A 24,056-nucleotide genomic window follows, 5' to 3' on the forward strand; every position below is an offset into this window, starting at 1 on the left:
TTATCTTTGCCGCCAATTACACGAAAACAAAAGACTAAAAACGAAAATGAAAAATTTATTTCTGCTTTTTCTGGCGGTCACTGTATCTCAGGCAATGGGTCAATCATTGACTTATACCATTGATGTTACTCAAAACACTGATACATTTCAGGTTTTCATTGATGTGCGACAAGAATTGCCGAAAACGACAAAAGTATTCCAGTTTGCCGCCACAGCTCCGGGAACTTATCAAACGCAAAATATTGGTCGTTTTGTTTCCGGCTTTAAGGCTTTGAATAAGAAAGGCAAAGAGATTAAAACTACCTTCATGGCTCCTAACCAGTATGAAATCAGCAAGCCGCATAAAGTGAAATCTATTCATTATCAGGTTGCCGAAACTTTTGACACGCAGGTAAGCAGTTATCCCGTGTATATGATGTGTGGTAGTAGTATTGAAAATGATCATACCCTTATTAATGCCCACACTGTTATGGGCTATTTTCAGGGTAATCAAAGTGAGCCTTTGAAAATAAAAGTCATAGGAAACCCAGAATGGATGACGGGTACGGCTTTAGAGCAGGAAGGTGAGTATTTTCTGGCCGAATCTTTTGATCACGCAGTTGATTCACCCATTCTTTCAGGTAACCTGACCAGGGCTGAGACCAAGGTAGCTGATACACCTGTAAGGATTTTTACCTACTCAGAACAGGGGAAATTTGATTCTGAGTCGCTGCTGACCAATATGAAAGATATGCTACAGGCTTCTCAAAAGTTTTTGGTAAAACTACCTGTAGATCGTTACACTTTTCTTTACTACTTTTTACCGAACCCAAGCGGAACTACAGGAGCCTGGGAGCATTCTTACAGCTCCGAATATGTTTTAGGCGAGCAGGAACCTACCGAGCAATATATGAAGCAGGTGACCGATATTGCGTCCCATGAGTTCTTTCATATTGTAACTCCTTTAAATATCCACTCTGAGATTATTGAGTCCTTCAATTTTGTGGAGCCAACGCCGTCAGAGCACCTTTGGCTGTATGAAGGTGTTACCGAGTGGGCTTCTAATATTTTGCTTTATCGCGGAGGTGTCACTTCGTTTGATGAATACGTAAAAAACTCCATTGCTCAGAAAATTCTGGTCAATGAAAACTATTTTGACAAAAGCAGGAGCCTGAGTGAACTTGCAGCCCGATCCTTCACCCAGGAAGGTGCCAAGCAATACGGCAACATTTACTACAAAGGCTCATTGGTGGCAGGTTATTTAGATATCAGATTGCTGGAGCTTTCAAATGGTACACGTGGCCTGAGAGAAGTAATGCTGGAACTGGTTGATAAATATGGAAAGGGAAATCCATTCTCAGAAAAGACTTTTTTCGATGATTTGGTGAAGATGACCTATCCAGAAATCGGAGACTTTATTCATGATTATATTCAGAATTCAGAGCCACTTCCACATCAGGAATACCTCAATAAAATTGGTCTTAATTATACCCGGGAAGGAATGAAGATTCAAATCAGAAAAATGGTAAATCCGACTGACCAACAGAAGATGTTGCTGGAAGTCTGGAGTAAGAATTTAGCTTTATAAATGACTCAAGCTAAAGGCCTCCCAACCGGAGGCCTTTATATTTACCAGCTTATTTTTAGCAAGGAGACCCCTTGTCTTTCAATATCCAATTGCAGATCAAATTCACTTTGATCTGCAATTGATCCAAAAGGGCGAGCCGGCCATTTTCAGTTGGCCTGCCTTCTCCAGTTCTTTAATTTGGCTGGCTGTTGGATTTTGAGGAGAACCCATATTCAGCCAAACATTATAAGAATTACTGTGTTCCTGATCTACGGAAAAGTGTTGAACCAAAAGTTTGTTTTTAGGTAAGACTGCCAGACTAAGCTTTACCGAGCTGGTTTCTCCCATTTTCTCATTGATGTCATGATAATTCCAAAGCATTACCGTGGCCGAATTTTTATCCATAGCGGCCAAAGCATTAATGTCATTTTTATCGCCTTTGACTCCATTTTTGATAATCGTTTCATGGTTATGGTTCAGTTGTCCACTGACTTTCACTCTTTGCCCGCTCATCATTCCGAACATTCGGAATACGTTTAAGACCGGCTTGTCAACACCATTCGTCGCCATATCTCTGAAGCCAGCATACCAGGCTTGGTTTTCAAATTCAAATCCCCAGGTGACAGCCCCTACGAGATTCACGCCATATCGGTCAGCCAATTCAAATTTACGGGCAAAGGCCGCAGCGGTGTAGCTTGAATACATAGTGCCATTTCGGTAGGCATTATGGGGGTAATCAGCTTCTGAACAAGCCGCACAGCCCTCAGGGTCAGACTCTCCGATGATGATGGGTAAATTTTTGAATTCGGGATAAGAAGCCACAATTTCAAAACCTTTTTCAATGTCATTCAACTGGGCACCCATGTTCATTTGCACCACACCATCAACCAGTTTTGGACTTCCTTTTGCATGAAAAGTGATGAAATCAAGAGGCGTGCCTTTCTTCCCGGTGGCATAATTTGTCCCATTTTTGGCATGGTCTAAAAAGGTTGTGAGAAACTCTGCCGCTTTATCCCAGCCAGGCCCGGTACCCTCTGGCCCTCCAATTCTCGCAGTTGGGAGAGCTCTTTTCACTGCATCAGCGGCATAATCATATAATTTGATGTATTCTTCTGTGGTGCCTTGCCAGTATCCAATGTTTGGCTCGTTCCAAACCTCCCAATACCAGCTTTCCACCTCTTCTTTACCATAACGATCAATAGAGTGTTTTACCCATTGAAAAACCAGCTCAGCCCATTTCTCATAATCCTTTGGCGGATATGCCCAGCCACGATAAATTTCCTCGTATTTGGCACCAGGTTTCCAGAAATGGCGGTAGGGTTCAGGTTTGATGGAAAGTGCTTTGGGCATAAAGCCAATCTGAGCGAAAGGCTTCATGCCTCTATTAATATAGGTGTCAAATATCTGATCAATAACCGTCCAGTTATAAATCGGGTTGCCTTTTTCATCTTCAGTGTAAACGTTGGTAGATCCCCATTTTAAAGCTGCTCTTGGGCCTTCATCGGTAACGAGCAAGCTATGTGCTCTGACGTAAACAGGTACGGGACTTAGAGCAGCTATTTCAGTTAGCAGCTTCTGGCCGTCTTTCATGTAGGTATAGTTGGGCTCATCATAGCCCCACCAAGCCCATATCGGCTTCATTTCTCCAATCTTTGAGGAAAAGTCTACGTTGATTTCAACAGGTTCCTGTGCGACTGAAACACTCAGGATACTTTGGAAAAGAACAAAAAGTATGATTTGCTTAAATTTCATGAAGGGGTAGGGTTGATTGAAATTAAAAATAGGGAAATCAATCGGGAAAAGACTTTTCACCCATAGGCTTTCCAATCCAAATAGATGATCGCCAGATCTCAGAAGATCGAAAGCTCAGTAAGGGTAGTGAATTCCTCGAGAAACTTCATGCCTTTATAGGAGTTTCCTTTGGTATTGAGGCCTGGGCTCCAAACAGCGATGCTGTATTTGTCGGGGTGAACCGCCGCTATTCCTCCTCCTACACCACTTTTGCCCGGAAGCCCAACTCTGAATGCGAATTCCCCAGATTCGTCGTAGAAACCACAGGTTTGCATAATGGCGTTTATTCTTTTTGAATAGCTGTTAGGGATGATTTTCTCGTTGGAATGCGGGGCAATTCCATCATAGGCCAGGGGTAAAAATAAACTGGAAAGTGTCTGGCAATCTGTTTCAAGTGAGCATAGGGTAAAATAGAAATCCAGAACTTCTTCCGGCTGATTTTCAATATTACCAAGCGATTTCAGGAAGTTGCATAAAGCTACATTTCGGTATCCAACAGATTTCTCAGAGGCCTCCACCACCGGCGAATAGGATATATTATCAGAAGGTGACATGCTTTTGACAAATTCTAAAAGCTCAGCTTTTGGGTTTTTAAGCCCAGATACCAGAATGTCGGCAATTACTAGTGCCCCGGCATTAATGAATGGGTTTCTGGGAATACCATTATCGCTTTCGAGCTGTACTAATGAATTGAATTTGGTGCCTGAAGGTTCTACACCAACCCTTTCCCAGATTTTTTCGCCCTTTAATTTGTAAGCAAGACTTAAGGAAAATACCTTGGCAATACTCTGAATTGAGAACCTTGTTTGGTAATCTCCAATACCAAATGAAGGCTCTTTCAAAGGGCAAATGTGAACACCGAATTTGGACGGGTCAATTTGAGACAGTTCAGGAATATAAGCAGCAGGTTTACCTTTTTCTTTAAGCTTTTTAGTGCTTCGGTAAATTTGCTCAATCGCCTCCTGATAGGTCATTTTTTAGTTTGATTTATTTTTAAATGAACTCAAAGCTAAACTAAAAATATGGATGGAAAATGTCTTTTCAATACCCAAACCTGTTTTTGAGTTTATTGATCGGCTTTTCAAAAAGAAACCACGAGAGTGAGGCTAGTACCACCACAATCAGGTAAAGAAAGATGATTTTGAAAGGAACAGAATTCAACATGGCATTGCCTGACTCTTCAAAACGATGAAGTATTTTAACAACCGGGCTCCATTTTATCGGGTGGTACTCGTTATAAATAAAATTGTGCAAGATGTAAATACCGTAACTGATTTTGCCAATGTAAACCAGTGGACTCCATTCAAAAAACGATTTAAGAACACGTTTAGGTGGGGCAATTAAAAAGCCAATCAAAGTCAATGAAAGAATGGTTTCAGAAAGACGAAGGAAGATGACTGAAACCTCATTATGACCACCTCCGAGTTTTTTGATGAGCAATACACAGAAAGCGTATTGCATAACTCCCAGGAACAAATTCAGAGGCTTTTCAAAGTGTTTGAGCCAGTTGGTCATTTGATAGTACTTCCAGAAAGCCAGTAAACCGCCGGCAGCAAAAGCATCTAAACAGGCTGGCATTAAAACATAAGGTCTAATCCAGCTTTGACCCGAAAAAAAGAAGTAAGCTCTCAACGCTACAGCCAAAGCAATGAGGAAATACATCGTTTTTTGTAGATTTTTCAGAGGTAGAAATAAGATGACAAACGGGAAAAAGAGGTAAAACTGCTCCTCAACAGCTAAAGACCAAAGGTGGTCCACTGAGCCCAGCCAGCTTGCATGAAAGGCAATGTAGTTATTGCTCATATAACTCGCCAACCAGCCAATCTTACTTCTTACGGGTTCAATATTCAAAATGAACAGTACAGCCAACGTTAGATAGTATACTGGGAAAATGCGGATAGTTCGGCGAATGTAAAACTGACGAAGAGAGAACCCATGACCTTTACCGGCGATGGCGTCCTTCTCTTTTGCTTTCAAAAGAATACGGGTGATCAGAAAACCACTCAGGACAAAAAACATGCAAACCCCTAGATAAGATGCCGGAAAACCGAGCTGATCACCTGACCAATGGTCTGCCAATACTAGTGTTACCGCCAGAAAGCGGAGCCCGTCAAGTGATTTTATATATCCGGTTTTATCTGACATTACCAGTTTTTTGGAGCAGATTCGTACGGAACCCCCTCAATTCGAATTGTTTTTTGAGCATTATAGATCTTCACCTTTCCATCTGTGAGTTCCAGGTAGTGGAGTTGGTAAATATCAGAAGGGAAGTTGTAAAGAAATAATTGAGCCGTGCCTTTAGATTGCGACTTAAAGAAAACATAGTCAGGATTAACAGGGACCAATTGATTTGGCGTTGGTCCTTTGGCTAGAACAAAATTTTCAGATTCAGATCTCAGGTCATTTTCAAAAAAGTCAATGCTCTCTTTTTGAAGTGCGATGCTATCAATCTTTGAAGCGTCTGTGATAAAGCTTTCTTTCAAGATTGCTTCTGTCAAAGCATTATTCTCAGGTAAGTAGGGCACGCCCAGTAATTGAAGGTTTGTCTGATCGGCCATCCTTTCTCTAAAGGTTGCTTTAAGGTCATCCAGAAACGAAAACTGAAGATTCAGAAAAACCAGAAGACCAGATACCAAAATAATCGCAAAGGACTTATTTATGGCTTCTATCTTCTCCTTTTTGATCCAAAAGAAAAGAGTGTTGGCCAGAAGCAAGAGCGAGTAGACTTTATACTTGCTAGTCAATAAAACTTGTCTCTCATAATCACTTCGACTTACCGAGATTAATACCATAGTACCCAAATAAAAACTGGTCAGGGCTATATAGCTGAGAAATTCTGTTTGATTATTTTTTCTGAACAATAGCTTAAAGAACAGCCAAACGGCGAGAATAATATTGATCAATCCAATGATTTGCGTTAAACCCATCGGACTGTTGATATTGGCTATTGGTGTAGCCAAAGAACCCGCCAGAGCGAAAAGATTAAGGAAGAAATCTTCAAGATGCGGCCTTTTACTCATCCCGAAGCTCTGGAAGCCAATAAAATAGGTGGCTACGAGAACAACATGAATGGCAAGCCAAATGAGCATCGGTTTACGTTTGCCAATAAAGAAAAGAAGCAAAAGACCAATAGGGGCTGTCAGCAGGCCATTGGCTGACGAATACATGGCCAGAAAAGAGCTCAGAACCGATAGTACGAACCAGAGCTTTTGCCCCTCTTCTGTAAACTGACTTTTGATCAACAAAAGAAGGGAGCCGACAGAAAGGAAAAGAACCCAATGGTTTTGCATCCCGGCCATAGCCCAAAGACTGTTTTCAAAAGTGCTGTTATTGAAAATGAAGAGGGCAATTATGAAAAGCAATAGAGCCGGGAACTTAAACCGTTCTTTGAGGTAAATATAAATACCCAGAAGACCAACCAGAGCCAGCTGACCGGTGTACATCAACGCCTTGTAATTGAGGCGACCGGCAACCCAATCTGTATTCAGTGCGGCTATTCTGGTAACACCGATTCGGTGTTCGTTATGAAAGCTGAAAATTTCAAAAAAGCTTTTCAGCTGAAAACCGTCAACAAAGTTTCTCACGGCGTGATCATCCCAGTGAGGTACATCTACTCCGTATTTGTAAATTGACCAAAATGAGCTTAATACCAGTAAGCCAGTAAGAAGATAAAAGGCAATATTTTTAGATTTTTCAGTCATTAATAGCGGTAGTGGTCACCTTTGAAATCAAACAACAGAATTTGACTACCATCACTTTTTCTAAGGTACACTTTATCTTTTTCCTGAGTGTCTATTTTTTGAGGTGTAGTATTGTCCTTAGGCAAATAAAAATTCACCAGTTGGGCGTCAATTACACTTGGTATTTGTTCGCCATCTTCCAAATAAAATGAATCTGACGGATGAACGACTGTATCACCGTCAGCCGCCATTTCTACTATTTTATCTGCAATTATAGGGTAGGGGTTCTCTTCTCTTGGAATTGGGTAATCAGAAAAATATCTCGGTTGGGTGTCCGTATAGACTTTTGAGATCAATACCCCGACATAAATAACTTGCAAGAGTATGCCTGCCCAAACCCAAGGCTTCCAGCTCAATTTTTGATCTAACAAAGTCTTATAAATATGAACCGTCAAAATCAGACAGAAAGCATATGCAAAACCTGCGTATCGGGTTATTACCCGGAAGGTATTGTCATCCTGAATTGCGTAAAGAGCTAAGAAAACAATCGGAATCAGGGATAGAAGAAGAATGAAAACGACGAATTCTTTTTTGTCCGAAGACTTCAATAAATACCATAGCCCTATGATTGAGAGCCCGGTATTAAGAATAAAAACAGGAAGGAAAAGTTGTTGCCCTCTGCTTAAAGCTATGAGGCCCAAAAAGGAAATAAGGCCAATGGTATGTTTTAAATTTACTTTTATTGAAGTTCTCCAAACGAGAAAATTGCCGACTAAAACAGCAAAGGCTATGACTCCAAGCTTCTTGCCGTTAACGTGGTTGTAGAAGCCGTCAATTTGAATAAATAGGGCCGAAATGACATGTCTAATTTGTAGAACAACACTTGAGAAGCTCGTTTTGGATAAGAATTCATACGGTGAGGCCTCAGCTTTCTCATTATAAACTCTTACCGAATTACTGACATACTCAAAAATATAAGCACCGCCTTCGGTATTTAACCACCAAATCACAGTCAGAAAGGGAATGACCATGGCGAGTGCGTATCCGATGAATTGGGGCCATTTTCTGTAATAAATGATGAGAAAAATAAAATGAATAAAGAAAAGAGAGATGGTGGATAGGTGATTTAACTCGCAAATAGCTGCGGCAAAACCGTAACCCAAAATAAGCAACCACCATTGGGAAGACTTAAACTCTGCCTTCAAAAGCTTTAGAAACCAATGGGTAGCCAGAAGGGCAAAGAAAAATAAGACACCATAATTTCTCGCTACCTGGGCATACGAAATATAAAATGGCGAAATAGTCGCTAAACCAGCCGTTATTAATGCCAGATTTGAACTGCCGAAATGTTCTTTGACAAAGAAAAATATCAATGGCACAATAGCCAGTGTGAATATCAATGGCAGCATTCTCAAAGACATATCTGATACTCCGAAGAGTTTTGTCCACCAGTGAAGTAGGTATGTGAAAAAAGCTCCGTTTCCGGTGTCTACTCTGGCGATGGCATCATAGAACCCATCAGTGCCTTTTGGTGACCAAAACTCTTGAGCCGTAAAAGACTCACCATTGGGCTTTCTAACAGAGTCTTTTTGGTTATTGCCTTGGTATGCAGTGAATTGACTTACAAAAAGGCTATATTTTTCATCGCCGGCTATTCCGAATTTGTCAATGCCATGAAATCGAAGAACAAAACCCACCAGCATCAAAAACAGTAAAGCCAGATATTGATTTTTTTGACAGAGGAGGTTCATTCAGGAGAGGTCTTCTTGGAGGCTTTTGATTAAGATGCAGGCAAAGCTAATCACATTTTGAGAATGGTAAACTCTACGCGTCGGTTTTTCTGACGAAGCTCTGGGGTGGCATTGCTGGAGACTGGCCGCATGGGCCCCCATGATTTGGTTTCTATTCTTGTCTCATCAATCTGACCACGTTTTACCATATAATCCCTGACAGCGTTCACCCGGTTTTCTGCCAACTGCACGTTTAGTGTAAAGTCTCCCTGATTATCGGTGTATCCCTCCAAAAGTATCTCCATATCAGGGTACTGTTTCATAAGCTTGATCAATTTGTCGACTTCGGCAAAAGACTCCGGCCGGATATCATAAAGACCCTGATCAAAGTTTACATTTTTCAGGATCATATTATAACCCGCCTTGAGAGGTATCATCTCAAAGTCTTTAATAATTTCTTTGTAATCAGTAATAGCCGCGAGGTCAAGTGAATCTTCTATTTCCATGTAACCATCTTTGTCAAGATCAAAATCATAAACGCTGCCTGCCGGTATCATTGCGGAATATTCGCCGGTTTCACGATTGAATTTGAGGTCAATATTTGACTTGCTTATGCTGTCATTTCGAGCGACAATTTGCAAAGGCAAATTCACTCCATCACCTGTAGAGGCATCAAAAATACGGCCTTTGACAATGACCATTGCCTCCGGCTTAATTGACTCAAATAGTTCAATTTTGAAAATGTCTTCTCCTCCGATTGAATTGTCTTTTGAGCTTAGATAGGCGTAATCTCCGGAAGCCGGTATTGAAAAATAACCATCCCATTTTGAGGAGTTAATCTGTGGGCCAAGATTTAGTGGTTCTGACCAGTTTGTCCAGGTATCGTCAAGTCTTCGACTAACAAAAATATCTGCTTCCCCATAGCCCGGATGTCCTTTGCTATTGAAATACAGTGTTTTCATATCCGCCGAAAGAAATGGTGATCCTTCATTATCGGCGGTATTGATTACATTACCCATGTTTACCGGAGTGGAGTAACTTCCATTGGCTTCCAGAAAGCTGACATATAGGTCTTTGCCACCAAATGTCTGACTTCTCTGCAAACCCATAATTAAAACTTTTTCGTCATGGCTGATGGCGTATTCGGTGCGGATTTCAGTAAGATTGGTTATAGGATTTCGCTCGCCGATAGCCTGAAAATTATTGATTTCAACTTTCTCGGGCATACTCCAACTATTGCCTGAGAAACGGGTTTTTGAGAGACCTGCCAATAATTTGCCGCTGGGGTGATAAACGTTTAGAATGAAGAGCGAATTGCCATCGGCTGAGGCGGTGGCAGCGGCATTATCTAATTCATTATTGATCGGTTTTCCTATGTTTTCAGGCCTGTTCCAATGACCTGTATCGTTCAATTTTGAAAACCAGATGTCTTGCCCAACAGGACCGTCGTCATTTTTTTTTGTTTTCAGGTTTTCGGGATGATCGAGACGTGTAAAGTATAGCGTTTGCCCATCTGGAGTAATAATGGGAGCAACCTCACCGTAAGCAGAATTGACTATATCGCCAAGGTTTTGCTTTTTCAAACCCTTTGGTATGTCGTTGGCCAAATTTATTTCGAACTCAATAGGTTTATCTGAATCAGAAATGGCGATGGCATCATATTGTTTTAACCCCTTTGAGATTCTGTGATTAATTAAAAGCTTGATCGCATTAATTTTTTCTGCCGGCGGTTCATCTACATTAACTCGCCAAAACCTCTTTCTGGCATTGGGGACATTACCTTTACTTTGATAAAGCAGGTACTCCTGACCTGCTTCGTCATAGCCAAAAATACGGGCTACAGCACCGGGGTTCCAGTTCTCTATGACTGCAACTTGCCTTATGTTAATTGCTTTTTCAAAACCTACCTTGACGTAATCTTCACCAAAATCAGACCCGTTAGGTTGCCATGCACAAGGGGTTTCTGTCATTTGTGGATAAATACTCGGTTTGCCAAGAAGTTGAATAGCCCGGTTTTTAGGACTGTAGAATTGATCAGTATGCTCAGAGGAAACCTCAAGAACCTTGTCTGCCCATAATACCTCTTGTGCAAATGTGGCAGGTATGACCAGTAAGAGGAAGATTATTTTTTTTAGCATTTTTCCTGTGGGCAAAAAACAACGATAGACACAAAAGTAAAAAAAGGATGTCAATCGATTTTCAATAAAATAGACGTAAAACTCTTAAGATTGTTACACTTTTATCAGAAAACCTTCGTGAAACTCGGTGATGATGGATTTGTAAACGGGTTTTCTGAAATTTTAACGTTTAAAATAGCTTTTGTGTGACTTACACGGGACCTTTTAAAAGTTGGTTGTAAAAAAGACAGTTTTTTGTTGATTGCTCGTTAATTTCATTGTTGATCAGCCAGTTTGACCTTGAGAATACTGTTTCTTCTATGTTTTTGCTTTCCTGCGTTTTCGCAGGTGTCGCTTCAGCTAAAATCTGAGGTGTACAGCTTTGAGGCTGAGGATTATTACATTGCGGCTGTTCAAGACGAACGTGTTTCTCAATATTTTCTGGGTAAGGTGTTTTTAAGAAATCAATCTTTGACTGATCTACTGATTGACGGTGGGACTGAAAATGCTTTCCTCAATAATACCCGCCAAGGTTTCAGGCAAAATCGCAATGGCGTTCCTTTAATTATTAAAATTGAGGTGCTGGCCTTCAGCGAAAAAAGAAATAGCAATGGGCTCATTGATGGCTACTCAGAAATGAAGCTAAAGGTTTTTGGTGTGCTGGAGCAAGATACCCTTGAACTCTGTTCGCCACGAAGTAGCAACAGGTATAATCGCTCTTTGGGTACTGCTCATGAGCTGGCTTATGAGCCTCTATTGAGACAAATGTGGGTCTCCTGTATCGAATACTTGAATGGCTATGTTGCAAATTCTGTCAATCGCCTTGAGCTTTTCAATACCGGTTCTGAAATCATTATTGAGCCTTTTTCTACTCAAAATAGAGGTGATACCGTTCATTATTTTTCCCGGAAGGTAACCTGGAATGATTTCAAAGGAAGACCGCCGATGGCCTCAAAATTTGCTGCTGCCATTTTTCCGAGTATTGGAATTGGCACCAAACTAACGATCCGTAATCGTAAACTTGTAGCGATTATTAAGCCTCAGGTGTTTATGATTCCCAGCCAAAGCTGGGTTAAATCGGGGAGTTTGAATTCTTCAGCTTTAAGACATGAGCAACTCCATTTTGATATCACTAAAGTTGTGATGGACAGGCTTATTGAAAAGTTAAAAAAGATTGAAGCAAATACTATGGATGATCTCAGTAGTATGATTCAGTATGAATATTTACAATCTTTCAGAGAGATGAATAAGCTTCAGCAACAGTATGATGATGAGTCAAGGCATAATCTTGACAGGGCGGGTCAGGCGAAATGGGAGGAGAAAGTTCAGAATTGGCTTAGAGAGGGCTCCTGACATTTAATCAATCAAATAATTTTCATGACAAAAGCTGATCAGGTGAGCTACGCCATTGACATCAAATCGCTTAAAAAGTGGAGCAATTCTCTTTTCAATTGCTGAAATAGTTACATTTTGCTCCGCGGCAATCTGCTTATAACTTTTACCTTGAGCCAATAGGCCAACGGTTTCCTTTTCTTTTAATGAAATGGTTAGGTTACTGAAAAGGTCTTTGTTGAGTTTATCTTCAAAATTATCCTTTTTTGGGCCATAGGTAGAATACTGCATTACCTTTCCGAATTTCAGATTTCGGTTGATCATTGAGCGGCAAATGATTTCTGTTATTTTTCCATCAAGTGTCTTAAAGACATTGACATTGGCCACCAGAGGAACCTCCCGTCCGTCTTTATGATATTTTTTGAGTTGCATGGAGTAACCGTGAAGTTCCAGATCCTCTGATTGAATTGCAATGTATTGCAAAGCCTGCTGATTAAGCTCATTAGTGAAACTTGCAAATTCTTCAGTGGTTATGGCAATGTAGAGGTGCATGTTCATTTCCTCATTACCATACCCCAAAACCTCGGGCCACCCGTCAGCGTAAACAATCCGATCTTCGATGAAAGAATAGATAAAAATAGCTTCCTCCGGGAATCGGAAAAATTTCTTGCTCAGCTCCTTATTTCGGGGACTTCTGGAATCCGCGGTTAAATCGGTAAGAATGGTGGAAAGGCTGCTGGAGTAGTTATTAATTCTTTGCTGCATTCAAACGTAGTGGTTTTGTATAGCTAATCTATAGATTAAAACTGAGGAAATCCACAGTTGTTTTACGTTATGATCAGTGCCTACCTTTGAGGCACAATCCAGAAACACCTCTTCAATGTTTCCAGAGTAGCCTTCCTGCTTACTTTACACAACGACTTTTTCCTTCATCTTTATAGCCATGAGACTCTCATCCGACGGTTGTCGGTATTCCTGAAAAGGAATTTTTAAGAGGTTAGGTATTCTATTGTTTTCAATTTCATCCATATGTGTATCAATGCCATAAACCAGTTTATCACGGTTTAGTGTCATATACGTACCAAAAAGCCTATCCCAAATCGAGAAAATATTGCCGTAGTTTGAATTTGTATACGGCAAAACATAATGATGATGTACCTTATGCATATCCGGCGAAATGATCACATAGCTAATCAATTTATCAAGCCATTTAGGAAGTGAAATATTGGCATGATTAAACTGAGAAAGTAACACAGAAATACTCTGGTACATAAAAACGAGCCACATGGGCGTACCTACTAGCAATACTCCGAGAGTCGTGAAAGCGAATCTGAAAACACTTTCTCCGGGGTGATGTCTGTTAGCAGATGTGGTGTCAATCCAGGTGTCTGTATGATGAATTAGATGGAAACGCCACATCCATTTTACCTTGTGCTCGGCCCAGTGTACAAGATAGGCTCCAATGAGGTCAAGCAAAAGCAAACCTATCAGAGCATAAGCCCAAAGTGGTAATTCAGGAATCCATTGAAGAATACCGAAATCATTCTCGACAGTCCAGTCAGCTGTTTTGAGAAGGATAAAGGCTAAAGCAAAATTGATGACGATTGTGGTTAGCGTAAAAAAGATATTCAGGCCCGCGTGCTGCCATTTTTTGTATTTAAAAGTAAACAGAGGTACAGCACTCTCAATAAGCCAAAAGAGGGTTATTCCCCCGACTAAAATTAGACTTCGATGCGAAGAAGGAATAGTTTCAAAATAAGAAATAATGCTTTCCATAGATCATATTACTTTGCTAGTAAATATAAGGAAAGTAAGATAAAATATAAGTTGCTATAGCTTATCAAACTCAAAACGATCATAAATAGCCTCCAGGTATCTAGGGAGCACATATTCAAGATTTTTTCGGGCTTTGAGGCTATCATGGAAAAGAATTATGGAACCGGGTTCAGTGGCCTTCAGAGTTTCTTCCAGACATTTTTCGGGCGAAATGCTTTGATCGTAATCCTTGGAAAGGGCAGTCCACATAATGATGTCAAACTCAGTTGTAAGTTCGCTGATAACTTTTCTCCTGATTCTGCCATAAGGAGGCCTGAATAACTTTTTTGTGGTCTTCGAGTGATTTAACTGGATCACTTCGTCGCAACCTTTAACTTCTTTTAAATAAAGGTCATTGGTGGTTTGCCAGCCATTGACATGATGCATAGTATGATTACCTACAGAATGGCCTTCTGAAATTACTCTTTGAAATATATCAGGATGTTTCTTAATGTTATCCCCGATACAGAAAAAGGTGGCTTTGATCTTAAAATCGTTTAATGTCTTAAGTACAAAGTCTGTCACCTCGGGGATAGGACCATCATCAAAAGTCAGGCAAACTTTTTCCGTTTTCTTCCAGGTGAGATCGGGGTAAAGCTTCTGAAGAATTAAAGGTGTTTTGTGTGGTATCATTTGAGCTTTCTGTTTTTCCAGGTGTAGGTTTTTTTATCAAGCGAACTTAGCCCAAAAAACAAAACATAAAAAGGGTAGATCACCTGGAGGAACGGCACCAGAATAAGGTTTGAGGCACTTTTGAAAAATAACAACAGGCCTCCAAGAAAAAGGAATTCAGGCCATAATTTTATAAAAGCCAGATAAAAGTTACCGGTAACAAAGGCATAAACTAAGGCGGTATTACAAAGAAAGATAAAAGCTGCCATGGCTTTAGGGGCAAATGAAGTGTAATGAGACCATTTGCCCGCCCAGCGTTTTCGTTGATAATAAAAACTTTTAAGATCAGACAGTGCATTGGTGAGAACAATGGCTTCTTTTGATTTCAGGTAATGCACTCTTCCTTTGAACTCTTTTGCCATTTTGTGCATCAGAAATTCATCATCACCACTGGCAATGTGTTCGTTTCCTTCGAAACCTCGTACTTCCTTAAAGGCACTCTTTTGGTAGGCAATATTAGCTCCACTGCACATATTAGGGTAGCCCATTTTGATAGATACGGCACCGGAAACTATAAGACTGGCAAATTCAATTTGCTGCAAACGAACCCATATTCTTTGAAAGAAAGTCAACTCATTATGAGGGCTGAGAAAGTAAACAGGGCTGCTCAAAAACACCGGCTGTTTCGCCTCAAAATAATTTGAGATACTCATTAACCAGTTTGCACCCACACGACAATCACCATCAGTACAGACAATGATTTCGCCCGAAGCCATTTTCATCGTTTCAGTGATCGCTCGTTTTTTTGGTGAGGTGTTTTGATAGCGAGGAGGTAATTGGTTTATTTTTAGGTCTATAGATAATGTGCTTTGCAGCTTTTTGACGATTTCTACAGTATTATCGGTGCTATCGTCATCTGCAATAATGACTTCAAAAAGCCATTTGTTGAGAGTCTGAGAATTGAGGTCTTTGAGTAAATTCTCAATATTTGCAGCCTCGTTTCTGACAGGAATGATAACGGTCAGTCTTCGACGTTTTTCAATGAAATTGAGCGGTCTGAAATCTGGCCAGGCCCACCATTGGTACAGCAAAACAAAGCAAAAGGTGCCATAAAGTGCGATCAGTAATGTTGCGAAATAGCTCAATTTTGCCTGTTTTGAAATCAAATTTAGTGAATGCGGCCGGTTTGGTACACTTTAAAAAGCCTTACCTTTATGCTGATGTCAAAAACGGAGAAAATTATTTTAGGAATTGACCCCGGAACCCGCATTATGGGCTATGGTTTGGTCGGTGTTACGGGGAATCAACTTCGGATAGTTCAATATGGAGTATTGAGATTGGAGAAGCTCGGCTCTCATGAGCTAAAGCTTAAGAAAATCTATGAACGAATCAGCGGAATTGTTGAGGAGTTTTTGCCTGACGAAATGGCCATAGAGGCCCCTTTTTATGCTAAGAATGTGCAATCCATGTTAAAATTGGGTCGGGCTCAAGGGGTGGCTATGGCGGCCGCTTTGGCGAGGGAAGTGCCTATTGTGGAATATCTGCCAAAAAAGGTAAAACAAAGCGTAACCGGAAACGGAAATGCCAGTAAAGAGCAAGTAGCATATATGCTGGAGCGGCTTTTCAATCAAACTCTGGATGGAAAGTTTAACGATGCCACCGATGCTTTAGGAGTGGCTGTTTGCCATTATATGCATGGAAAAACCAAGGCTCTCACAGGTAATAATAGTGGAAAATCAGGATGGGCAGCTTTCGTGAGCGAAAATAAGGACAGAATTGTTTGAGAGGGAAAGCTTAAGACCTAATAAGATTACTCAAATTGTTGAATTTCCAGGTTTCACGAGCCCAGATACTCCTTCTTCCGTTCAACCTTTAACCTTTCTCCAAAAAAGAATTAAAGCTGCTTCAAACCCGAAATTTTCGCTTCAGGATTTTCTGCTCCAAAAACATAGCTTCCCGCCACTAAAACATCGGCTCCGGCTCCTACGAGTTGTTTGCCTGTTTCCTGATTGACTCCACCATCTATCTCAATAAGCGTATTCAAACCCTTCGTCTGAATCATAGCTTTGAGTTTTCTGACTTTCTCCAAGGTTTGAGGAATAAACTTCTGACCTCCATAACCAGGATTGACTGACATTAGGAGTACCATGTAACAGTCGGCAAGAACATCTTCCAAAACAGACACCGGAGTGGAGGGATTGAGAACAACACCTGCTTTGCAGCCCGCTTCTTTAATCTGGGCTAGAGTACGGTGCAAATGAATACTGGCTTCCTGATGCACGGTAATGATTTCGGCACCCAGTTTAGCAAACTCCTCGATATATCGCTCGGGCTGAACAATCATCAGATGAACATCCAGTGGTTTTTGAGCATGTTTAGCAATAGCCTGAATTACAGGCATCCCGAAAGAGATATTAGGAACAAACACACCATCCATCACATCAATATGAAACCAGTCCGCTTCTGAGGCATTGACCATTTCAATATCACGTTGAAGGTTCGCAAAATCGGCTGCTAATAATGAAGGGGATATGACAGGCATGTATTTTCTGATGTTTTGTGCAAAAATAGGAATTTGCGAGGCAATTAAACTTCGGAAAGCTCAAAAGTCTTAAGTGAAAGGCAAGAGATTATTATTTCTCAAAATTGTTTTTTAGTTCTGACTCTGCACATTGAGCTTAGACAATTCTGTTTTAAACAGGGTAATAGCCAATTGCAGGCAGTTTCCGGCCATTTGATAGAATGAAATTTCCCATATACACAGAAAACTATACCATCCACACAATTCTCCGGTATGCTCTGAAATCGTTTTCTATGTTTGAAGCGTGTTAAAACCACAACCCGAAAAAATACCTAAGGCATTCTCAGTATTTGTAGCCATTGAAATACCGAAATAGTGCTCTAAAAAATAAAAGTGTCCGTTGTGATCTTTGTCAAACATTAAACATTCAATAGCATGAAAACTTCAACATCTACAGCCAATACCATCACTTTTGACTATGGAAAAAGAAAAGTAGCCTATAAAAACATTAACTATTTTAAGAGTGAATTCGGTAACTACACTAAAATCCACCTGGCAGAGAATAAAAACTTTCTTACCGCCTTTACCTTAAAACATTATGTGCAACAGCTGGAAGAAACTGATTCTTTCGTTGTGCCTCGCAAGGGCCTGATGGTGAATAAAGAATATGTCAAAAAACTGGATAATAGTTCTGATGGCGTGTTTGTGATTCTGAAAAACGGCGAACGATATAAAGTAAGTCGCAGACGTATGCAGGAGATGGTAAGGATGTTTGCCTGAGAAACCGATTATTGTTGAAATCGAAATGACTAATTGGCTTTTTTAGCTTGACAGTCATTGCATATGACCTTTGCTCTCAATAGTTTTGACAAAACTATTAGACAATGACCTCTTCCGAAAGAATCAATCAGCTTACTGATCAACTCAATCATTATAATCAGAAATACTATCAGGAGGCTATTTCTGAAATCTCTGATCAGGAGTTTGATCTACTTTTAAAAGAGCTTGAAAAGCTTGAAAATGAGCATCCCGATCTCAAAAGAGAGGATTCACCAACACATCGCGTAGGAGGAACCATTACTAAGGAGTTTCCAACTGTTGTTCATAAATACCCCATGCTCTCGCTGTCAAACACTTACAGTGAAGAGGAATTGCTCGAATGGGATGAACGCATCAAAAAAGTCCTGACCGACAGGCCCTACGAGTATATCTGTGAAATAAAATTTGACGGGATTTCACTTTCGATGACCTATGAAGACGGTTATTTGAGAAAGGGGGTAACCCGTGGAGATGGAACACAGGGCGATGATATTACCACCAACGTAAAAACCATCAGAAGTCTTCCTTTAAAAACTTCAAAACAAGCAGAGAAGTTGGGTTTAGGGGCTCAATTTGAGATCAGGGGCGAAGGTTTTATGCCGACCAAAGTTTTTGAGAGAATCAATGAAGATTTAATTGCTGAAGGCAAAGAGCCACTGGCGAATCCCCGAAACTCTGCAGCCGGAACTTTCAAAATGCAGGATTCTGCTGTCGTAGCTTCGCGAGATTTGGATTGTTATGTTTATCAATACTTAAGTGAAGACGATCATTTCAAAACCCATGAAGAGAGCCTGCTGGCATTGAAAAAAGCGGGTTTCAATGTCTCTGACTCATGGAAAAAAGTTTCAACAATTGAGGAGGCGATTTCCTATATCAATGAGTGGTCTGATAAACGCCATAGTTTACCTTGTGCCACTGATGGCATCGTGATCAAAATCAATGATTATGCACAGCGTGAAGAACTTGGTTTTACCGCCAAAAGCCCAAGGTGGGCCATTGCTTACAAATACAAGGCCGAGTCTAAATCCACCAAATTACTCGGAGTGACTTATCAGGTAGGTCGTACCGGAGCTGTGACTCCTGTAGCCGAGCTTGAGCCGGTAATTCTTTCTATGACCACCGTCAAACGTGCCACGCTTCACAATGCAGATGAAATTGAACGACTTGGTATTTCCATCGGTGACTATGTTTTTGTGGAGAAGGCTGGTGAGATTATTCCTAAAATTACCGCGGTAGATGAGCAACGGTCATCAAACGAACTGTTCAGGCAGAAAGTGGAGTTCGTTAAAAACTGCCCGGCATGCCATACTGAATTGATCAGAAATGAAGGTGAGGCTGCTTGGGTTTGCCCCAATGAAAAGGGCTGTCCACCTCAAATTAAGGGAAGAATAGAGCATTTTATTCAGCGGAAAGCCCTTGATATCGATAGTCTGGGTGAGGGTAAAATTGAGATTTTGATTGAGAATGGTCTCATAGAGGATGCAGCTGATTTGTACAGTCTCACTTTTGACCAACTCTTAGGTCTTGAAAAAGTACATGTTGACGAACTGACAGGCAAAGCCCGTAAAGTTTCTTTCAAAGAAAAGACGGTTGAGAATATCTTAAAAGGTATTGAAGCCTCAAAAAATCAGCCTTTTTCCAAAGTTCTTTTTGGTATCGGGATTCGTTTTGTAGGTCAAACTACCGGAGAGAAACTGGCTGATTATTTCATGAACATTGAGACCTTGCAGAACGCCACTTTTGAGCAGTTAATTGCTGTGCCGGATGTTGGTGAAAAAGTAGCTCAAAGTATAATCGACTTCTTCAAGGATGAAGACAACCTCAGGTTCATTGAAAAACTTAAAGTTGCCGGTTTACAGTTGGAAGCCCAAAATGTGGTGAAGGAAGTGGAAGGCAATGCCCTCGAAGGGATGACTCTACTTTATACGGGTACGTTCAAAAATTACAGTCGCGAAGAACTTGAACAAAAAATTGCGGCCAATGGGGGGAAATTTGTGAAGAGCTTATCCAAAAAATTGACTTACCTCATTGTTGGAGAATCCGCAGGCCCGTCAAAACTGGCTAAAGCTGAAAAATTAGGTGTAAAAATGATTTCAGAGGAGGAGTTTGAGGCATTGGTGTCTGCGTAATTCCGTCGGATTTCTTATATTAGACTCAGCTTCAATCCTTAATTCCGTTTTCCATGAAAACCCTTAACCTTCTATGGCTTGGCGTAGCCTTAGCCTTTTCTAATGTTTCAATAGCCCAAGACCTTCCTTCAGGCACTCAATTTCAGTTGGATGTGCAACAACTGAAAACACAGTTTAATACTGCTGAAACCGGCTCTTTTTTTTCTATGAATCTCCCTTTGCCTGACGGTTCCCTGGTTCCGTATAAGATGAAAAGCAGCCATATCATGGAAAGTCAGCCCGAAGAAATCATTACTCTGACCGGAGAAACTGCAGACGGGCTTTCCCTGATTAGATTAAGCATTACACCAACTGGTTTGACGGGAATTATCAGATCTAATAACGCTTATTTTCTTATTGAACCGATAGATAAAAAGACCGACACTTTTGTTCTTTATAATATTAATGATTCCGGTCGTGGTGAATGCAACGCGGAGGAACCCGAACCACAAAAGTTTACCAATGAAAATGGGAAAATATTAAGTACGGGGGCTTTTCCAATAGGAAGCCAGATGCGAAGTTACAGGTTCGCAGGAGCTGCCACGGGAGAGATGACCTCAGCATTGGGATCACAGACAGCAGCTAGGGATAAAATTATTGCCATCATGAATGCGACAAATCTCATTTATGAGGTAGAAGCTTCCACCCAGTTTTCTTTGATAGCAAAAACGACAGACCTTAGTCTAATATTTACAAATGCTGCTACTGATCCATTTTCAGTAAATCCTAATTTTGGTTCAGCCAATGATTCTCAGAATGGTTTTGATTCCATGAACCCCGGAGTTCTTTCTTATAACGAATATGACATGGGGCATACATTTAATGTTATAAGCTCAGGTGGAGCACGAGGAACTGGAGGTGGATCCCCGTGTGTAGATAATTCCAAATCTGCAGGCTGGACAGAGTTTAACTCTGCCGCATCTCTTGGACTAATTGTCGGTATTTTTGCTCATGAAGTAGGGCACCAGTTCAATGCCTGGCATACCTATAATGCAATCGGAGGTTCCAGTTCAAGTCCCACATTTTGTACCTCGGGCTGGAGTAGCACTACAGCCGTAGAACCTGGAAGTGGATCTACCCTCATGGCTTATGGAAATAATTGTTCAAACAATTCCAGTGGCACACTGTCAAGTTATGTTCTTACAAGCCCAAACAATGAATCTTACTTTCATGTGAAAAGTCTTGATCAAATTTTTACAAAAATGAGTGGAGTGAGCAACTGTTTCACAACCTCAGCTACTGGCAATACGCCACCTGTAGCCACGGTAGGATCTAATGCCACAATTCCTAAAGGGACACCCTTTCGACTTACCGGATCTGGCTCAGACAATGATGCTGCTGCCAACCTTAGCTACGCATGGGAGCAAATTGACGTCGCCACCTCGAATGACCAGGGAGCATTAGGAAGTAGTATAAACGGGACGGGAGGTTACCCTGCTGTAAACAGTGCTGCCTCTGCACCGCTTTTCAGAAGTAAGATAAGTAGCAGCCCATCGAGGGTTTTTCCTGATATAAATTTCATTCTGAATAATGCTAATAATCCTGCGGATAATGAAGGTGAAGATTTGCCGCAAGTCGCCAGAACCATGAATTTCCGGTTCACTGTTCGTGACAATCAGCCTTCTGGTGGTGGTCTTGACTCCGAAGCTTTGGTGGTGACTGTCAGCAATACGGGTCCTTTTGAGATAACTAGTCATAGTACCACTTCAACCATAGCAGCCGGAAGCTCTTTTGCGGTCGCATGGGCTGTAAACGGTACTCAAGCTTTGTCAGCAAATGTTAAAATTTCCATGTCTGTTGATGGTTATGATTATCCAATAGAACTATTGGCATCTACACCTAATGACGGTTCGGCCTCAGTCACAATTCCAGGTAATTTTCCAGCCACTACCAAAGCAAGAATTAAGATCTCCAGCCTCGGAGGAAATGGTTATGAATGGTTTGATGTCAATAATGCAAATTTGACGATTACTTCAGCCTGCTCTGCCGTTACCAATTTTATTTGTCCTCCTAATGCTTTAACGAGTACTTCAGGAAATGGAGCTTTGAATATGGGGCTGGGTAATTTTACCGGAGATAAACTGAATTCTCCTCTAACAAATGGATTTCCGGGACCGTCAAGTAAAGGAATGTATGTCTATACGGATCAGACTAAAACAGCTTGCCATCTGGCCTGGTCATTAAATGCTATTGTTGTCAAAATTCGTGTGGCTACTACCGGAGAGTATACCATTGGGGCAGGAACAACTGGCTCATCTTCGGCTTCAACTACTGTATCTTCCATTTATAACTCATCAACGTTTTCTTGTTCTTCTTTTTTAGGTTCAAACGGTTCTGGGGCGGTTAGCTGGTCCGGTTCTTATTCGTTAACATTGAATGCCTGTACAGACTACTGGGTTGCTTTTTACAGGGTATTTGGTGATGAGACTGCTCTAAATGCTACCATAAGTGGACCGGGAGAAATTTATAATGTAGGAAACACTCCCGCTGGCTTCAGCTATACTTATGTAGCCTTTAATAATAGTACTGGAAAAGCCGCGGCCATTTCGTCGACTTCTAACTTTACCAGTCTGGGGGGCGGCAACTTTTCAATAAAAGGCCTTCTTTATGAAAATGCTTTTAACCCAGCTACTTATAATGGTAATTCCGAGTCCAAATTTTATCAGTCGGGTTCTTGTATGCTTTTCAGTTCAAATACAAAACCAGTCACGGTGATTGCCCCTCCTTGTCCGACAAGCACTTCACTAGTGAGTGCTTCCAATGATATTTCATCAGGTACTTTGGTCTATCAAACCAGTAATTCCACCGCCCCTGGTCTCATTCAGGCAACGAATCAAATCACTGGTGGAAATGTAACCTACGATGCCGGTATGAAGGTGGAAATGAATCCTGGATTTAAAGTAGAAAATGCAGTTTTCGAAGCAAAGATTGGTGGCTGTAATTAATTGGTCTGTGTGTCAAAATTGAAGTCTGCCTCCTTTAAAAAGTGCAATTAATTGCCGTATTTTGCAGCCTGTTTTCAAAGGAAAGGAAATCTATGAGTACAAAACTAAAAGGAGTAGGAGCTGCATTAATCACGCCATTTAATGAAGACCTGAGTATTGATTTTGATGGCCTCAAAAAGGTCATCGATTTTATTTCAAACGAAGGTTGTGATTACTTGGTGGTTAATGGTACCACGGGAGAATCGGCAACGACAACAGCTGCTGAAAAGGCTGAGCTTCTGGCTTTTGTTAAGGCCAATAATCCCAAAAACCTTCCTTTAGTTTATGGTGCCGGTGGGAATAATACGGCCGCCGTTATTGAGCACATTAAGAATACCGACTTTGAGGGTGTAGAAGCTCTATTAAGTGTTTGCCCGTATTATAATAAGCCACCTCAGGCGGGCCTAATAGCCCACTTTGAAGCCATTGCGGATGCTTCTCCGGTTCCTGTGATTCTATATAACGTACCAGGAAGAACGGTCACTTCGTTGTCTTTGGAGACCATTCTTCATCTGGCAAAACACCCGAATATTATCGCCTTAAAAGATGCTACCAGCTCCCTGGAGCAGGCAATGACATTAACCTATTCTGTGCCAAAAGACTTTATCCTGCTTTCAGGCGATGATAATTTGGTAACACCTCAGGTTTCTATGGGCTATCAGGGTGTAATTTCCGTGATTGCCAACGGCTTCCCGAAAGAGTTTCATGAGATGACCTGGGCAGCTCTGAATGGAGACTTTGAAAAGGCAGCGGCCTATCAAAGACGCTTCCTCATTTTTGATGATCTGTTGTACAGAGAGTCAAACCCAGTTGGTATCAAGAAAGTCTGTGCAATCAGAGGACTATGCGATGCCCGCTTGCGACTACCATTAGTAGAAGCTTCAAAAGGCTTGGGTGAACTACTAGAAAAAGCTATGAAAGACGAAGGCTTCCTGGCATAA

Annotated in this window: 18 protein-coding genes; 7 read left to right on the top strand and 11 right to left on the bottom strand. The window is 41.1% G+C overall.

The window, feature by feature from the left end; genetic code table 11:
• The first annotated feature begins 46 nt into the window (after nucleotides 1–46).
• The gene (locus AFM12_RS00725; protein WP_229308441.1) at nucleotides 47–1,567 is read left to right on the top strand and encodes a M61 family metallopeptidase; all 1,521 of its coding nucleotides are present in this window, start codon (nucleotides 47–49) and stop codon (nucleotides 1,565–1,567) included.
• 102 nt (nucleotides 1,568–1,669) lie between these two features.
• On the opposite strand, the gene AFM12_RS00730 is transcribed toward AFM12_RS00725, so the two are convergent.
• The 6 genes from AFM12_RS00730 to AFM12_RS00755 form a co-directional block, all read right to left on the bottom strand.
• Nucleotides 1,670–3,298, bottom strand: a complete 1,629-nt coding sequence (locus tag AFM12_RS00730; RefSeq protein WP_310586825.1) for a GH39 family glycosyl hydrolase — start codon at nucleotides 3,296–3,298, stop codon at nucleotides 1,670–1,672.
• A 98-nt stretch (nucleotides 3,299–3,396) separates the two neighbouring features.
• On the bottom strand, nucleotides 3,397–4,311 hold the full coding sequence (locus AFM12_RS00735; RefSeq protein ID WP_055143180.1) for a glutaminase: 915 nt from the start codon (nucleotides 4,309–4,311) through the stop codon (nucleotides 3,397–3,399).
• Between the two features lie 67 nt (nucleotides 4,312–4,378).
• Nucleotides 4,379–5,482 (bottom strand): acyltransferase family protein, encoded by a 1,104-nt coding sequence (locus AFM12_RS00740; RefSeq protein ID WP_055143182.1) that lies wholly within the window; start codon nucleotides 5,480–5,482, stop codon nucleotides 4,379–4,381.
• The gene (locus AFM12_RS00745; RefSeq protein WP_055143185.1) at nucleotides 5,482–7,038 is read right to left on the bottom strand and encodes a spermidine synthase family protein; all 1,557 of its coding nucleotides are present in this window, start codon (nucleotides 7,036–7,038) and stop codon (nucleotides 5,482–5,484) included. Before AFM12_RS00745 ends, AFM12_RS00740 begins: the two co-directional genes overlap by 1 nt.
• Complete coding sequence (locus tag AFM12_RS00750; protein WP_055143187.1) at nucleotides 7,038–8,768, bottom strand: glycosyltransferase family 39 protein; 1,731 nt, start codon at nucleotides 8,766–8,768, stop codon at nucleotides 7,038–7,040. Before AFM12_RS00750 ends, AFM12_RS00745 begins: the two co-directional genes overlap by 1 nt.
• A gap of 50 nt (nucleotides 8,769–8,818) precedes the next feature.
• Nucleotides 8,819–10,885, bottom strand: a complete 2,067-nt coding sequence (locus AFM12_RS00755) for an OmpA family protein (protein ID WP_055143189.1) — start codon at nucleotides 10,883–10,885, stop codon at nucleotides 8,819–8,821.
• 327 nt (nucleotides 10,886–11,212) lie between these two features.
• Between AFM12_RS00755 and AFM12_RS00760 the strand changes: the two genes are divergently transcribed.
• The gene (locus tag AFM12_RS00760) at nucleotides 11,213–12,217 is read left to right on the top strand and encodes a hypothetical protein (RefSeq protein ID WP_055143191.1); all 1,005 of its coding nucleotides are present in this window, start codon (nucleotides 11,213–11,215) and stop codon (nucleotides 12,215–12,217) included.
• Between the two features lie 3 nt (nucleotides 12,218–12,220).
• Here the strand turns inward: AFM12_RS00760 and AFM12_RS00765 are convergent, their stop codons facing one another.
• From AFM12_RS00765 to AFM12_RS00780, 4 genes are all read right to left on the bottom strand, one after another.
• Nucleotides 12,221–12,961 carry a helix-turn-helix transcriptional regulator gene (locus tag AFM12_RS00765; RefSeq protein WP_055143193.1) on the bottom strand — a complete coding sequence of 247 codons (741 nt, stop codon included), beginning with the start codon at nucleotides 12,959–12,961 and terminating at the stop codon, nucleotides 12,221–12,223.
• Between the two features lie 144 nt (nucleotides 12,962–13,105).
• On the bottom strand, nucleotides 13,106–13,972 hold the full coding sequence (locus AFM12_RS00770; RefSeq protein WP_055143195.1) for a sterol desaturase family protein: 867 nt from the start codon (nucleotides 13,970–13,972) through the stop codon (nucleotides 13,106–13,108).
• 54 nt (nucleotides 13,973–14,026) lie between these two features.
• The gene (locus AFM12_RS00775; protein ID WP_055143197.1) at nucleotides 14,027–14,644 is read right to left on the bottom strand and encodes a polysaccharide deacetylase family protein; all 618 of its coding nucleotides are present in this window, start codon (nucleotides 14,642–14,644) and stop codon (nucleotides 14,027–14,029) included.
• Nucleotides 14,641–15,768, bottom strand: a complete 1,128-nt coding sequence (locus tag AFM12_RS00780) for a glycosyltransferase (RefSeq protein WP_157687247.1) — start codon at nucleotides 15,766–15,768, stop codon at nucleotides 14,641–14,643. The genes AFM12_RS00775 and AFM12_RS00780 overlap by 4 nt, the downstream gene beginning before the upstream one ends.
• Before the next feature lie 75 nt (nucleotides 15,769–15,843).
• Here AFM12_RS00780 and ruvC point away from each other — a divergent pair, with 75 nt between their 5' ends.
• Nucleotides 15,844–16,407 carry a crossover junction endodeoxyribonuclease RuvC gene (ruvC, locus tag AFM12_RS00785; RefSeq protein WP_055145014.1) on the top strand — a complete coding sequence of 188 codons (564 nt, stop codon included), beginning with the start codon at nucleotides 15,844–15,846 and terminating at the stop codon, nucleotides 16,405–16,407.
• 110 nt (nucleotides 16,408–16,517) lie between these two features.
• Here ruvC and rpe read toward each other — a convergent pair whose 3' ends face one another.
• Entirely contained in the window at nucleotides 16,518–17,165 is a 648-nt protein-coding gene (gene rpe / locus AFM12_RS00790; RefSeq protein WP_055143201.1) for a ribulose-phosphate 3-epimerase, read from the bottom strand.
• A 414-nt stretch (nucleotides 17,166–17,579) separates the two neighbouring features.
• On the opposite strand from rpe, the gene AFM12_RS00795 reads away from it, so the two are divergent.
• From AFM12_RS00795 to dapA, 4 genes are all read left to right on the top strand, one after another.
• Complete coding sequence (locus tag AFM12_RS00795; RefSeq protein ID WP_055143203.1) at nucleotides 17,580–17,924, top strand: LytR/AlgR family response regulator transcription factor; 345 nt, start codon at nucleotides 17,580–17,582, stop codon at nucleotides 17,922–17,924.
• 104 nt (nucleotides 17,925–18,028) lie between these two features.
• Nucleotides 18,029–20,092 carry an NAD-dependent DNA ligase LigA gene (ligA, locus tag AFM12_RS00800; protein WP_055143205.1) on the top strand — a complete coding sequence of 688 codons (2,064 nt, stop codon included), beginning with the start codon at nucleotides 18,029–18,031 and terminating at the stop codon, nucleotides 20,090–20,092.
• A 53-nt stretch (nucleotides 20,093–20,145) separates the two neighbouring features.
• A complete protein-coding gene (locus AFM12_RS00805; protein ID WP_055143207.1) occupies nucleotides 20,146–23,076 on the top strand; it encodes a reprolysin-like metallopeptidase in 2,931 nt (976 codons plus the stop codon).
• A 92-nt stretch (nucleotides 23,077–23,168) separates the two neighbouring features.
• Nucleotides 23,169–24,056, top strand: coding sequence for a 4-hydroxy-tetrahydrodipicolinate synthase (gene dapA / locus AFM12_RS00810; protein ID WP_055143209.1), 888 nt, complete (start codon nucleotides 23,169–23,171; stop codon nucleotides 24,054–24,056).

The organism is Jiulongibacter sediminis (assembly GCF_001306455.1).
In the GTDB taxonomy this organism is placed as follows: domain Bacteria; phylum Bacteroidota; class Bacteroidia; order Cytophagales; family Spirosomataceae; genus Jiulongibacter; species Jiulongibacter sediminis.